12 protein-coding genes and 1 pseudogene are annotated in these 13,767 nt (G+C 67.3%); 8 read left to right on the top strand and 5 right to left on the bottom strand.

Going from position 1 to position 13,767, the window contains the following annotated elements:
- Positions 1 to 46: 46 nt before the first annotated feature.
- The 3 genes and pseudogenes from ilvN to ACG02S_RS12935 form a co-directional block, all read left to right on the top strand.
- Entirely contained in the window at positions 47 to 538 is a 492-nt protein-coding gene (gene ilvN, locus ACG02S_RS12925) for an acetolactate synthase small subunit (RefSeq protein ID WP_394470872.1), read from the top strand.
- 49 nt (positions 539 to 587) lie between these two features.
- On the top strand, positions 588 to 1,604 hold the full coding sequence (ilvC, locus tag ACG02S_RS12930; RefSeq protein WP_394470873.1) for a ketol-acid reductoisomerase: 1,017 nt from the start codon (positions 588 to 590) through the stop codon (positions 1,602 to 1,604).
- A 454-nt stretch (positions 1,605 to 2,058) separates the two neighbouring features.
- Positions 2,059 to 2,393 (top strand): annotated as a pseudogene (locus ACG02S_RS12935) (group II intron reverse transcriptase/maturase); the annotation flags it as partial.
- A 194-nt stretch (positions 2,394 to 2,587) separates the two neighbouring features.
- On the opposite strand, the gene ACG02S_RS12940 reads toward ACG02S_RS12935, so the two are convergent.
- Positions 2,588 to 3,079 carry a DUF1579 domain-containing protein gene (locus ACG02S_RS12940; protein ID WP_394470874.1) on the bottom strand — a complete coding sequence of 164 codons (492 nt, stop codon included), beginning with the start codon at positions 3,077 to 3,079 and terminating at the stop codon, positions 2,588 to 2,590.
- Between the two features lie 83 nt (positions 3,080 to 3,162).
- Between ACG02S_RS12940 and pssA the strand changes: the two genes are divergently transcribed.
- The 4 genes from pssA to pbpG all read left to right on the top strand — a co-directional run bounded on the left by pssA (position 3,163) and on the right by pbpG (position 8,806).
- A complete protein-coding gene (gene pssA / locus ACG02S_RS12945) occupies positions 3,163 to 3,987 on the top strand; it encodes a CDP-diacylglycerol--serine O-phosphatidyltransferase (RefSeq protein WP_394470875.1) in 825 nt (274 codons plus the stop codon).
- A gap of 194 nt (positions 3,988 to 4,181) precedes the next feature.
- Positions 4,182 to 5,870, top strand: coding sequence for a 2-isopropylmalate synthase (leuA, locus tag ACG02S_RS12950; protein ID WP_394470876.1), 1,689 nt, complete (start codon positions 4,182 to 4,184; stop codon positions 5,868 to 5,870).
- Positions 5,867 to 7,408 (top strand): 2-isopropylmalate synthase, encoded by a 1,542-nt coding sequence (locus ACG02S_RS12955; RefSeq protein ID WP_394470877.1) that lies wholly within the window; start codon positions 5,867 to 5,869, stop codon positions 7,406 to 7,408. The genes leuA and ACG02S_RS12955 overlap by 4 nt, the downstream gene beginning before the upstream one ends.
- Positions 7,409 to 7,807: 399 nt before the next feature.
- The gene (gene pbpG, locus ACG02S_RS12960) at positions 7,808 to 8,806 is read left to right on the top strand and encodes a D-alanyl-D-alanine endopeptidase (RefSeq protein ID WP_394470878.1); all 999 of its coding nucleotides are present in this window, start codon (positions 7,808 to 7,810) and stop codon (positions 8,804 to 8,806) included.
- 57 nt (positions 8,807 to 8,863) lie between these two features.
- On the opposite strand, the gene ACG02S_RS12965 is transcribed toward pbpG, so the two are convergent.
- A complete protein-coding gene (locus ACG02S_RS12965; RefSeq protein WP_394470879.1) occupies positions 8,864 to 9,631 on the bottom strand; it encodes an IclR family transcriptional regulator in 768 nt (255 codons plus the stop codon).
- 35 nt (positions 9,632 to 9,666) lie between these two features.
- On the opposite strand from ACG02S_RS12965, the gene ACG02S_RS12970 reads away from it, so the two are divergent.
- Positions 9,667 to 10,821, top strand: a complete 1,155-nt coding sequence (locus ACG02S_RS12970) for a TIGR03790 family protein (RefSeq protein ID WP_394470880.1) — start codon at positions 9,667 to 9,669, stop codon at positions 10,819 to 10,821.
- Here the strand turns inward: ACG02S_RS12970 and hpnE are convergent.
- The 3 genes from hpnE to hpnC are packed head-to-tail and all read right to left on the bottom strand — an operon-like array spanning position 10,791 to position 13,701.
- Positions 10,791 to 12,068, bottom strand: coding sequence for a hydroxysqualene dehydroxylase HpnE (gene hpnE / locus ACG02S_RS12975; RefSeq protein WP_394470881.1), 1,278 nt, complete (start codon positions 12,066 to 12,068; stop codon positions 10,791 to 10,793). The two genes, ACG02S_RS12970 and hpnE, sit on opposite strands and share 31 nt — an antisense overlap.
- On the bottom strand, positions 12,032 to 12,880 hold the full coding sequence (gene hpnD / locus ACG02S_RS12980; protein ID WP_394470882.1) for a presqualene diphosphate synthase HpnD: 849 nt from the start codon (positions 12,878 to 12,880) through the stop codon (positions 12,032 to 12,034). Before hpnD ends, hpnE begins: the two co-directional genes overlap by 37 nt.
- Positions 12,877 to 13,701: a squalene synthase HpnC gene (gene hpnC, locus ACG02S_RS12985; protein ID WP_394470883.1), complete on the bottom strand. Its 825-nt coding sequence runs from the start codon at positions 13,699 to 13,701 to the stop codon at positions 12,877 to 12,879. Before hpnC ends, hpnD begins: the two co-directional genes overlap by 4 nt.
- Positions 13,702 to 13,767: the final 66 nt, after the last annotated feature.

Here is a 13,767-nt window from a genome sequence, read left to right on the forward strand (position 1 = left end):
TGCCAGTTACCGCTGCCAGCGCTGAAGAGCACGAAGGACGAAAGCCATGAGACACATCATTGCATTGCTGCTCGAGAACGAGCCCGGCGCGCTGTCGCGCGTGGTGGGCCTGTTCTCGGCCCGGGGCTACAACATCGAGAGCCTCACCGTCGCGCCGACCGAGGATGCCTCGCTGTCGCGCATGACCATCGTGACGACGGGCAGCGACGAGATCATCGAGCAGATCACCAAGCACCTGAACCGCCTCATCGAGGTCGTCAAGGTGGTGGACCTGACCGAGGGCAACTACACCGAACGCGAGCTGATGCTCATCAAGGTGCGCGCCGTCGGCAAGGAGCGCGAAGAGGTCAAGCGCACCGCCGACATCTTCCGTGGCCGCATCATCGATGTGACCGAGAAGACCTACACCATCGAGCTGACCGGCGACGCCGGCAAGCTCGACGCCTTCATCGACGCGATCGACCGCGCGTCCATCCTCGAAACCGTCCGCACCGGCGCCAGCGGCATCGGCCGCGGCGAGCGCATCCTGCGCGTCTGATCCGTCTTCATCCCCAACACCCCACAGTTTTTTCCTGGAGCGACCCATCATGAACGTCTACTACGACAAGGACGCCGATCTCAGCCTCATCAAGGGCAAGAACGTCACCATCATCGGCTACGGCTCACAAGGCCACGCCCACGCGCAGAACCTGAACGACAGCGGCGTGAAAGTGACCGTCGCACTGCGCAAGAGCGGCGCGTCCTGGGCCAAGGCCGAAGGCGCTGGCCTGAAGGTCGCCGAGATCGCCGACGCCGTGAAGTCGGCCGACGTGGTCATGATCCTGCTGCCCGACGAGCAGATCGCCGACGTCTACAAGAACGAGGTCGAGCCCAACATCAAGCAGGGCGCTTCGCTGGTGTTTGCCCACGGCTTCAACGTGCACTACGGCCAGGTGCAGCCGCGCGCCGACCTGGACGTCTGGATGGTCGCCCCCAAGGCCCCCGGCCACACGGTCCGCGGCACCTACCGCCAGGGTGGCGGCGTGCCTCACCTGATCGCCGTCTACCAGGACAAGTCCGGCAAGGCCCGTGACCTGGCCCTGAGCTACGCCGCTGCCAATGGCGGCGGCAAGGCCGGCATCATCGAGACCAACTTCCGCGAAGAGACCGAGACCGATCTGTTCGGCGAGCAAGCCGTGCTGTGCGGCGGCGCCGTCGAGCTGATCAAGGCCGGCTTCGAGACGCTGACCGAAGCGGGCTACGCGCCCGAGATGGCGTACTTCGAGTGCCTGCACGAACTGAAGCTCATCGTGGACCTGATCTACGAAGGCGGCATCGCGAACATGAACTACTCGATCTCGAACAACGCCGAGTACGGCGAGTACGTGACGGGCCCGCGCGTGGTGACGGAAGACACCAAGAACGCGATGCGCCAGTGCCTGAAGGACATCCAGACCGGCGAGTACGCCAAGTCCTTCATCCTGGAGAACAAGGCCGGCGCCCCGACGCTGATCAGCCGCCGTCGCCTGAACGCCGAGCACCCCATCGAAGTGGTCGGCGAGAAGCTGCGCGAAATGATGCCCTGGATCAAGGCCAACAAGCTGGTCGACAAGTCCAAGAACTGATCATCGCCCCTGCGATGGAAGGCCGGCGCCGGGAGGTGCCGGCCTTTTTCATGTGCGCTCAGCATGAGCGCACTCTCTCGGGTGAAAGTCCCGTCGTGAGTTGATCACAGCGAACGAAGCGAAGCGCAACTGCATGAGGGCGACCGAGTGTGGGAAGGAAGCGTGGAGCGAAGCTGCGAGCCGATGAACAAGAACCGGATAGAAGGCACTGCCAAGCAGGGCGAGCGGGCACGTAACCGCGAAGCTCTCGTGATCAAGGCGAAGCGGTGTAAATCCGGCGGTTGCGCAGTGAAGGAGTGCGTGTCTTACCTGAGGAAGCCTCGCCTCACGCCTGAAAGGGCGACGGCGCTGCCGGAGCGAGGTGGCAGCAGAGGTCGTAGTAGCTGGGTAGCGGGGGCGCCGAGGCCATCAGCGAGAAGCGGAGGACCGAGAGCGAGAGCAAGTGACCGAAGGCCTGGGAATGTCAAAGGCCATGCGTCAGACGCCGGAGCAATGCGGGCGGGCCGGGGAAGCGCGCGCGGTGAAGCCGCGCGTCAGCCTGTCAGCGACGAAGCCTGCGGCCCTTCCCGGGAGCACCAGGGCACAGGGTCGGCGAGGTCGACGGCGGGGACAGGTGCCCTGCTGGAGGCGGCGCTGACGCGCGAGAACCTGCAAGTGGCCTGGAAGCGGGGCAAGGCAAACAAGGGCGCGGCGGGCGTGGACGGGCTTGACATCGAGCAAACGCAACGTCTGCTGCAAACGACGCGGCCGCAGATCCGCCAAGAGCTGCTGGCGGGGACGTACCGGCCGATAGCTGGCAACAGCCGGAGCTGGTGGAGAATCAGCAATGGCCTGCTCAAGACCGTACTGACCATCGGCTACTTCGACCGGCTCGGCGTGCCCCGGCTCTCATGACCTCAAGCTCTCGAACCGCCCGTTGCGGACCCGAATGCCGGGTGGTGTGGGAGGGGCCCAGCTGACAACGGCTGACGCCTATCCTGATTTCAGGCGTCGATGCGCAAGAACTGCATGCGCCAGTTCGCCTCCCATGTCACGCCCGCGTCCGGCGAGAAGGCCTGCTCCCAACGTGGATGGCCGTCGGCCCCGATGAGCCAGGTAAAGCGCACGCGAAAGGGGCGGCCGTCCAGTTGGTCGTCCGCGTAGAAATGGCCCACGCCGTGCTCGAAGCTGCCTCGCACCGGTACGTCCAGCGTGTGCGGCGCGCGCCCGTCCAGCCACCAGATGGCCCATTGGCCCGTGTCCTTGTCGAACGAGCGCATCGCCGCTGCGCGGTAGGGTCCGCTCGGCAGGTGGAGCACGTTGTCTTCGACGTTTCCCCAGCCGCCGAGGATCTTGCGCGTCGTCGTGAGGCCCTCGAAGCGCGTCCACTCGGTGCAGCCGGTCAGGCGGGAGTCCAGTCGTTCGTGCAGCACGCGCCAGTCGCCGATGATGAAGTCGAAGTCGGTGGGGGGCGCGGGGGCGAGGTCGTGCAGCATGGGAGTCTTTCACTGGAGCGGCGAATGCTAGTTTTGGCTCCGGCCCGGCTTTGTCAGCAGGCCCCTGCGCTATCCTGCCGCCCATGAATCCCGACCCTATCGACGACGACGAGCCCAGCATCGTTGTGCGTCCCCGCCGCAAGGGCATCTACGCCCTGCCCAACGCGATCACGCTGGGCGCGCTGTTCAGCGCCTTCTATGCCATCGTGATGGCGATGAACGGCCGTTTCGAGGTGGCCTGCGTGGCCATCTTCGCCGCCGCCATCCTCGACAGCCTGGACGGGCGCGTCGCCCGCATGACAAACACGCAATCCGCGTTCGGCGAGCAGATGGACAGCTTGTCCGACATGGTGGCGTTCGGCGCCGCGCCGGCCCTGATCGTCTACATGTGGGCGCTGAAGGACATGGGCAAGCCTGGCTGGATCCCGGCCTTCGTTTACATCGCTGGTGCCGCGCTGCGGCTGGCGCGCTTCAACGTCAACATCGGCGTGGTTGACAAGCGCTTCTTCCAAGGGCTGCCCAGCCCTGCTGCGGCGGCGCTGGTCATGGGGCTGATCTGGGCCGTGGTCGACCAGCCGGGGTATAACGGTCTGACCGCCAGCAACTGGATCACCTGGGTGGCCTATGGCGTGACGCTGTTCGCCGGGCTTTCGATGGTGACGAATGCGCCCTTCTACAGCTTCAAAGTCTTTGACCGCCGCCGCTCCGTGCCCTTCATCGTGCTGGTGATCATCATGCTGGGCATCGGGCTGGCCGCGCTGGACCCGCCGCGCGTGTTGTTCGGTGTTTTCTGCGTCTACGGGCTGTCGGGCTACGCCATCTATGGCTGGCGCAAGGCCAAGGGCAAGCCGGTCAGCGTGATCTCCACCAGCACCGACGAGCCCGATGAGCGCGGCTTGCATCAGTAGCAGGCTGTGCTAGATTCCAGCCTATGAATTTCGCGATCGGCCTGCTGCTACTAGCCCTAGAGGAACCACGGGTTCGCTAGTCAGTCACGCCTTCGCACTTCTGACCCCAACGGCCCGTTTGCAACCGCAGCGGGCCGTTCGTGTTTTCCAAGGCTGCCGGTTGCGCCCCACCCACTCCGGATGGAACAAGCACCATGTTGAAGCAACCGCAGCTCAAGTACCGCCCCTTCGCTCCTGTCACGCTGCCGGACCGCACCTGGCCCGATGCCGTGCTGACCCGCGCGCCGATCTGGCTGAGCACCGACCTGCGTGACGGCAACCAGGCGCTCATCGAGCCCATGGACATCGCCCGCAAGCTGCGCATGTTCCAGCAGCTCGTGAAGATCGGCTTCAAGGAAATCGAGGTCGGCTTCCCGTCCGCGTCGCAGACCGAGTTCGATTTCATCCGCCTGCTCATCGACGGGGGCCACATTCCCGACGACGTGACCATCCAGGTGTTGACGCAGGCGCGCAGCCACCTCATCGAGCGCACCTTCGAGTCGCTGGATGGCGCCAAGCGCGTCATCGTCCACGTCTACAACGCCGTCGCGCCCATCATGCGCCGCGTGGTGCTGGGTCAGGACGAGGACGGCATCGTCGAGCTGGCCGCGTCGCACGCCCGCCAGATCAAGGCGCTGGCCGCGACGCGCCCCGACACCGACTGGCGCTTTGAGTACTCGCCCGAAATGTTCTCCGGCACCGAGCTGGCGTTCAGCAAGCGCGTCGTCGATGCGGTCACGGCCGTGTGGGCGCCGACGCCGGATCGCAAGTGCATCATCAACCTGCCGTCCACCGTCGAGCACAGCACGCCCAACATCTATGCGGACATGATCGAGTGGATGCACCGCCATCTCGAACGCCGCGAATCCATCGTGTTGTCGGTCCATCCGCACAACGACCGCGGCACCGGCACGGCTGCCGGCGAGTTGGCGCTGATGGCCGGCGCTGACCGCGTCGAGGGCTGCCTGTTCGGCAATGGCGAGCGCACCGGCAACGTCGACCTCGTCAACATCGCACTGAATCTCTACACCCAGGGTGTGGACCCGCAGCTGGACTTCTCGGACATCGACGAGGTGCGCCGCTGCGTTGAGCACTGCACGCAGATCCCGGTCCACCCGCGCCATCCGTACGTGGGCGATCTCGTGTACACCTCCTTCTCCGGATCGCACCAGGACGCGATCAAGAAAGCCTTCTCGGCGCGCAAGGACGGCGACCTCTGGGACATGCCCTACCTGCCGGTGGACCCCAAGGACCTGGGCCGCAGCTACGACGCGGTCATTCGGGTGAACAGCCAGTCGGGCAAGGGCGGCATCGCCTACCTGCTCGAAGCCGAGTACGGGCTGGAACTGCCGCGCCGCCTGCAGATCGAGTTCAGCCAGGTCGTGCAGCGCGTCATGGATGACGCGGGCAAGGAACTGACGGCCGCGGACATCCACGCCATCTTCGAGCGCGAGTACGGCATCGGCGATGCCGCCGCGTCCGTCGTGCAGCCGCAGATGACAGAGGTGGCTGGCGGCGCCATGCGCCTGTCCGCCGAGATCGTGTTGGGCGGATGGATGGGCCATGTGCAGGGCGAGGGCAACGGTCCCATCGACGCATTCGTCAATGCGCTGTCGGCGCGGCTGGGGCAGGAGGTGCGGGTGCTGGACTACCACGAACATGCCATCGGCAGCGGCGCCGATGCCCGGGCCGTGGCCTACCTGGAGATTCGCGTGGGCGACGTGACGCGCCACGGCGTGGGCATTGATGGCAGCATCGTGCGTGCGTCCATGCAGGCCATCCTGTCCGGCCTGTCGCGTGCGCCGGTGTCGGTGCCGCAAACGAAAGAGGAGAACGTGCGATGACCGATAAGCTCATCATCTTCGACACTACGCTGCGCGACGGCGAGCAATCGCCCGGTGCGTCCATGACGCGTGAGGAAAAGCTGCGCATCGCCCGCCAGCTGGAACGCATGAAGGTCGACGTCATCGAGGCGGGCTTCGCGGCGTCCAGCAACGGCGACTTCGAGGCCGTGAAGGCCATTGCGGCGGCGGTCAAGGACAGCACGATCTGCTCGCTGGCCCGCGCCAATGACCGTGACATCTCGCGCGCCGCCGAGGCGCTGGCTGGCGCCAGCCGGGCGCGCATCCACACCTTCATCGCCACCAGCGAACTCCACATGGAGAAGAAGCTGCGCATGACGCGCGAGCAGGTGCTGGACCAGGCGACGCTGGCCGTGCGCTTTGCGCGCAACCTGTGCGGCGACATCGAGTTCTCGCCCGAGGACGGCTACCGCTCCGACATCGACTTCCTCGCGCGTGTCTGCGAGAGCGTCATCAAGGAAGGCGCCGGCACGATCAACATTCCCGACACGGTGGGCTACGGCATCCCAGAGCTGTACGGCGACTTCATCCGCCGCCTGCGCGAGAAGGTGCCCAACAGCGACCAGGCGATCTGGAGCGTGCACTGCCACAACGACCTGGGCATGGCCGTCGCCAACTCGCTGGCCGGCGTGAAGTTGGGCGGCGCGCGCCAGATCGAGTGCACGATCAACGGCCTGGGCGAGCGTGCCGGCAACTGCTCGCTGGAAGAGGTCGTCATGGCCGTGCGCACGCGGCGCGACTACTTCGGTCTGGACGTGGGCATCGACACTTCGCAGATCGTGCCGGCCTCCAAGCTGGTGTCGCAGACCACCGGCTTCGTCGTGCAGCCCAACAAGGCCGTCGTCGGCGCGAATGCCTTTGCCCACGCCAGCGGCATCCACCAGGACGGCGTGCTGAAGGCGCGCGACACCTACGAAATCATGCGTGCCGAGGACGTCGGCTGGGCCGCCAACAAGATCGTGCTGGGCAAGCTGTCCGGCCGCAACGCGTTCAAGCAGCGGCTGCAGGAGCTGGGCATCCAGCTGGAAAGCGAGGCCGAGGTCAACGCGGCCTTCGTGCGCTTCAAGGACCTGGCCGACCGCAAGAACGAAATTTTCGACGAGGACATCATCGCCCTCGTCATGGACGAGTCGGTGACCGCCGAGCAGGAGCACTTCCGCCTGCTTTCCCTGAGCCAGCGCAGCGAGACCGGGGAGCGCCCGCACGCGGCGATCGTGTTTGCGATGGGCCCGCAGGAGCACCGCGCCGAGAGCGACGGCAACGGCCCGGTGGACGCCACGCTGCGTGCCATCGAGTCGGTCGTCACGTCGGGCGCCGAGATGCTGCTGTACTCCGTCAATGCCATCACCGGCGGCAGTACCGAGTCGCAGGGCGAGGTGACGGTGCGGCTGCAGCACGCCGGCCGCGTGGTCAACGGCGTGGGCGCCGACCCCGACATCGTCGTCGCGTCTGCCAAGGCCTACCTGTCGGCGCTGAACAAGCTGCAGAGCAAGATCGAGCGCGTGGCGGCCCAGGGATAGGCGTCGGAGGGTAACGGCCGTGAACCCCATCACGGCGGTTACGCAGCGCCGCCGCCCGCCGGTAAACGGTCCACGGTTGGCGTGGAATGTGGCGCGTATTTGCCCCTGTACTTGTGCTTGCGGCGCCCGGTACCGCCCTCAGAATCCGTGGCGGGCGCTGTTGAGAAGCGTGCAGGGTCCGGCTGGCGGTGCGGGCTGATCCCGATTCCGCTTCGCTGTCAGCGCAGGCCTACTTGCAGGCGTTCTGAGCCCGCTGCAACGCGATTGAAAGGTGCCGACCGACGGTGGACCTCCCTCCAATCAGGGACAAGAGTTCACTTGAGGAATGTCACTTAAGTTCTTATCTTGTCAGTGTTTTTGCTGTCAATTACACTGCCGACCTGCTGTTTGGGGACTCCGTTGAAGACATCACTTGCCGCCGCCCTCCTGAGCCTGGCCCTGCTGCCCGCCCTGAGTACTGCCCAAGCCGCCACGACAGGCAAGTCGACGCGGGTCGTCAAAACGGCCAAGGCCAAGGCCACGCCCACCCGCAAGGTCAAATCCGTGGTCGTGCGCAAGACGGCGGCCCCGGTCGTGCGCGCCGTTCCCACGTTCGGCCAGGTCGCCGGCTTGCACGATGTGGACGATCCGCTGGAGTTGCGGTCCAGCGTGGCCTACGTGCTGGACCAGAACACCAACGAGGTGCTGTTCTCCAAGAATCCGCAAGCCGTGCTGCCCATCGCTTCCATCACCAAGTTGATGACGGCGCTGGTCGTTGTCGAGTCGGGCCTGCCGATGGACGAGAAGCTGACGGTCACCGACGAGGACAGGGACACTGAGAAGAACACCGGATCTCGCCTGGCGTTTGGCACCACGCTGACGCGCGGCGAAATGCTGCATCTGGCGCTGATGTCCAGCGAGAACCGCGCGGCCCATGCGCTGGGCCGCCACTATCCGGGCGGCCTGAATGCCTTCGTCGCCGCCATGAATGCCAAGGCCCAGAGCCTGGGCATGGCCGATACGCACTACGTCGAGCCCACCGGACTGTCCAGCCGCAACCAGAGCAGCGCGGCCGACCTTGCCAAGCTCGTCAACGTCACCAGCCAGGTGCCCATCCTGCGCGATTTGTCCACGTCGCGTGAGGCCCGCGTCGCTTTGGGCAAGCGCACCGTTCAGTTCCGCTCCACCAATGGTCTGCTGGCCAATCCGCTGTGGGACATCGGCCTCCAGAAGACCGGCTTCATCAACGAGGCCGGCAAGTGTGTAGTGATGCAGGCCCGCATGGCCGGCCGTCAGCTCATCATGGTGTTCCTGGACTCCAGCGGCAAGACCTCGCGGATCGCCGATGCCGAACGCATGCGCAAGTGGCTGGCCTCGCTGCCCGGCGTGGCCGAGCAGGCCGTGTCGGCCAAGCTCTGAGCGTTTCTTCCCAAGCAAAAGCGGCACCTCGGTGCCGCTTTTGCTTGGTGGACCGCCTCAGACGCGGTGGCCCAGCGCCGCCGAGATCTGTGCCGCCGTTTCCTTCAGCCGCACGACCCAGCCTTCCTCCAGGCGGTCGGCCGGTGCGGAGATGGACAGGCCGGCCACCAGCTTGGCCTGGTCGTCGTAGATGCCGGCGGCCATGCAGCGCACGCCCAGCTCCAACTCCTCGTCGTCGCGGGCGATGCCGCGCTGGCGCACGGTCGCCAGTTCGCGCTCCAGGGCGCCGACTTCGGTCAGGCTGTTGCGAGTGTGGCCCGACAGTCCGGTGCGCGTCGCATAGGCGCGCACGCGCGGACTGTCGTCGCTGGCCAGGAACAGCTTGCCCACAGATGTCAGGTGCAGCGGTGCCCGGCCGCCGACGGCGCGAACGACCTGCATACCCGAGCGCTCGGAGTAGGTGCGCTCGATGTAGACGATCTCGTCGCCCTGGCGCACCGACAGGTTGACCGGTTGGTGGGTGAATTTGTGCAACTCGCGCATGGCGGGCAGCGCGGCATCGCGCACGTCCAGCCGCGCTTTCACGAGGTTGCCCAGCTCCAGCATCCGCATGCCCAGTCGGTAGCTGCCAGCCTCGGGCCGGTCCACGAAACGACCCAGGGTCAGGTCGTTCAGAATGCGGTGCGCCGTCGACGGATGCAGGCCGGTGGCTTCGGATAAGGCCTTCAGAGACACCGGGTCCTGGTGGCTGGCCAGCACGTCCAGCAGCGAAAACATGCGTTCCAGCACCTGGATCGCCGGGGTTTGCGCCTCTTTGGATTTCATGGGCGGCATTGTGGGGGAGATTGGGCGTGTTTTGTATGGCGAAAGCGGTGTTCAGGAAGTGGCAGGCGCTGGCCGGCGTGTTCTTGGCGTGGACGCTGGCCGCGACGGCGGCCGAGCCCCTGTCGTCGGCCGACGCTCGGTGGATGCGCATGCCCACGCTGTACGGTCGCATCACGGCCCATGAACTCGGCCTGGTCATCAACACGGCCGATCCGTATTCGGTCGCGGTGGGCGAGTACTACGCCGTCCGGCGTGGCATTCCCGCCGGCCAGATCGTGCGCGTGCAGTTGCCGCTGCGCAGCAGCCTGACGCGGGAGGAGTTTTTGGCGCTGGATCAGCAGATCCGAAGCCAGATGCCCGAGCACGTCAATGGCATGGCGCTGGCATGGGTGCAACCGTACGCGGTCGACTGTAATTCGCTGACCAGTGCTCTCGGCATGGGCCTGCAGCCCGACGTCTGCAGCCGCAGCTGCGCCGCGACGCGGCTGAGTCCCTACGCCCACTACTTTGGCGCGCGGCCGTGGATCGTGCTGGGTTTGCGCCCCGCCATGCAGCTGGCGGCCCGTTCGGTGCCGGCGGCGAAGGCGATGATCGAGCGCGGCATCGCCTCCGACCACCGCCTGGCAGGCGGTTCAGCGGAGCCGGCGCAGGCCTACCTGGCAGCCACGGCAGATCGCAACCGCAACGTGCGCGAGCGGCTGTTCCCGCCCGCCGGGCCGGTGCCCGGTGTGGTGGCGCTGGTGGTGCAGCGCGTTCGCAGCGACACGCTGCCGCCCATGCGGCGTACGCTGATCTACCAGACCGGCCTGTCGCGCGTGCCGACGCCGCTGGGTGGCGAATGGCTGCCTGGAGCGCTGGCCGACCACCTGACCTCGTTCGGCGGCCTGTTGGACAAGCCGGTTGGCGAAGGCCAGATGAACATCCTCGACTGGATCGATGCCGGCGCGACGGCCAGCTACGGCACCGTCAGCGAGCCCTGCAACCACGTCCAGAAATTCCCGCATCCCCAGGTGCTGATCCAGTCCTACGCGCAGGGCGTCAGCGCGCTGGAGGCCTACTGGCACAGCGTGGCGTGGCCGGCGCAGGGCGTGTTCGTCGGCGAGCCGCTGGCGGCTCCTTTCGCGCCTGTTGCATCGCCTGTCGCCACCTCGGCCGCGTCTCAGCCTGCAGCGTCAGCCCCCGCGCCCTGAGCGGCAGCCATGCCGGCACGCACGGCGCCTTCCAGCGTGGCGGGGTAGGGGCCGTCGACATAGTCCCCGGCGGCCCACAGGCCCGGCGCGATGCGGGCGCTCGGGCGGACGAGCGCAGGCGTGCACGCAAAGGTGGCACGCTTCTCTGTCAGCATGCGGTCGATGACCGGCGGTGTGGCCCAGCGCAACTCGCGTATCGCCTGGGCCAGCACCGCCTCGTCGCAACCCCCTCGCGCCACCCACGGCGCAGCGCCGCTGACGACGAAGGCGTAGCGGCCGGGTGGGCCGCCGAGCTGGCCGTGGTCGAACACAAATTGCGCAGGCGCATCCGGCCCGTCGCGCAGCGCCAGCATGGCCTCGGGCAGCGCGCTGCCGGGGCTGTGCAGGTAGACGGTGATGATGGGCTCGAAGCCCAGGCCTTGCGCGCTCGCCGACCAGGCCGTGGCAATGCTGGCCGTCAAGCGTGCGGCCTCAACGCTGCTGCAGGCGAGCACGACGGCATCGAAGGCCTCGCCGTCCACGCGCCAGCCCGGTTCGATGAGCTGCACCCGGCGGCCCAGTCGCAGCCGGTCGCCGAGCCAGGCCGCGGCCGGTTTGGCCAGCAGTTCGGACAGCGGCCGGCGCGGCAGCAGCAGGTCGGCGCTGCCAGGGCCGCTGAACAACGCGTCCTTCAGCACGCGCAGAAAGACCTGGGCGCTGGCCTGCGCTGCCGGTGTGTTCAGCGCGGCCACGCACAGCGGCTCGACGAGGTCGCGCAGTACGGCGGCGGGCAGCCCGGCGCACAACTGGGCCACGGTGAGTTTTGCGTCACAGCGAAAACCGCTCACCAGCCAGCCGCCTGCGGCGATCAACAGTCCGAGTCGGGCCGAGAGCGGCCAGCCGCGGTGGGCCAGCACGCCGCGCGTGAACGCGATCAACGGCGGACCCGGCGGCAGGCGCAGACCGGGCTCGCCAGGGTAGGGCATGGCCAGCGGCAAGCGTTTCAGCACCCGCTCGGGATCGACGCCCAGACGGCGCATCAGCGCCAGGCTGTCGCGGTAGGCGCCGATGAGGATGTGCTGGCCGTTGTCGTAGTCCGGCGTGCCGGCGACGCTGCGGGCCCGGCCGCCGGGCTGCGGTGCCATCTCGAAGACGGTGACGTCATGGCCCGCATCGGCCAGCGCCACGGCCGCCGCGATGCCGGCCCAGCCCGCGCCGACGACGGCGGCCTTCACCGGCCGCGCCAGTTGGTCTTCATCGCGATCCACAGCTTGCGGACCGGCGTCAGCGCGATGCGCTGGTGCAGCACCTGGAAATCCTCGCGCTCGATCTCCACCAGCAGCGCGCGGTAGATGTTGGCCATCATCAGCCCGGGCTTCTGCGGCAGGCGGTCGGCCTCGGGTAGCAGGGCCAATGCCTCGTCGTACAGCTGGTGCGCACGCTCGGCCTGGAACTTCATCAACGCCGTGAAGCGCTCGCTGTAGCCCCAGGGCTTGCTGCGCAGCAGGATCTCGCTGGCCTTCACACCGAACTGCTGTAGCTCGTTGACCGGCAGGTAGATGCGGCCGCGTCGCGCGTCGTCGCCGACGTCGCGGATGATGTTGGTCAGCTGCATGGCCTGGCCCAGCTTGTGGGCGTACTCGATGGTCTGCGGCTGCGTGCGGCCGAAGATGCTGCTGGCCACTTCACCCACCACGCCGGCCACCAGATGGCAGTAACGCTGCAGACCGGCGTAGTCCAGGTAGCGCGTCTGCTGCAGGTCCATTTCGCAGCCTTCGATGACGGCGTTCAGGTGCTCCAGCCGGATGTCGTAAGTGGCGGTGTGCGCCATCAACGCCTTCATGACCGGGTGCGTGGGCTGGCCGGCGAAGGCGCTGGCGGCCTCCTTGCGCCACCAGGCAAGCTTGGTCGCGGCGACGCCGGCGTCCTGGGTCTCGTCGACGACGTCGTCCACCTCGCGGCAGAACGCGTAGAACGCCGTGATGGCCGCGCGCCGCGCTGGCGGCAGGAACAGGAAGGCGTAGTAGAAGCTGGAGCCGCTGGCGGCGGCCTTTTGCTGGACGTATTGCTCTGGGGTCATGGTGCGGGCCGCATTGTCAACGCGCGCCAGGCCAGGCGCGGGAAGTCTCCCGCCCCGACCGAGGGTCGGTGCAGCAGGCTGTCGTGCCCGCTGGCCTCGATCTTGTCGAGGATGGTCAGCCCACCCTGCACGACGAGGCGCAGCTCCCACCCGGCGCGGCCGGGCAGCGTCAGCGCGAGGGGCGCGCCCTCAAGCATCAGCGTGCGAGCCCAGCCGCACAGGTCGGCGACCAGCGCGCGTGCGGCGGGGCTGTCGCGGCAGGCCAGCACGTCCGCTGCCGACACGCGGTGGCGGTCTAGGTCGACCTGCGGCACGTACAGCCGGCCGTTGGGCCCGTCGCGGGTGAAGTCCTGCCAGAAGTTGATGAGTTGCAGCGCCGAGCAGATGGCGTCCGAGCGCCGCAGCGAGAGTGCGTCGCTCACGCCGTACAGCTCCAGCAGCAGCCGGCCCACCGGGTTGGCGGAGCGGCGGCAGTAGTCCAGCAGATGGTCGCGGTCACCGTAGCGCGGTGGGGTGAGGTCCTGCTCGAAGGCGTCCAGCAGGTCGTGCAGCAGCGGCGGCCGCAGACGATGTATCTCGCGCGCCAGCGGCGCGAAGACCCGTGCCCAGCGCGCAGAGGGCGGCTGGCCGGCGACGACGGCGGCCAGGTCTGCGCGGTAGTCGCGAAGCGCCTGCGCGCGTTCGGCGGTGGTGACGTCGCCCTCGTCAGCCAAGTCGTCGGCAGTGCGCGCGAAGTGGTACAGCGCGACGACGGCGGGACGCAGCGCGGGCGGGCACAGCCAGGAGGCAACGGGAAAGTTCTCGTAGTGGTCGACGCTCAATACACCCTCATGCACTTGCAAAGCCCCGGTGTGGCAACGAGGTTTGACAGTTGTCACAGCGGCTGA

Origin of the sequence: Pelomonas dachongensis (assembly GCF_043555865.1) — a bacterium.
In the GTDB taxonomy this organism is placed as follows: domain Bacteria; phylum Pseudomonadota; class Gammaproteobacteria; order Burkholderiales; family Burkholderiaceae_C; genus Pelomonas; species Pelomonas dachongensis.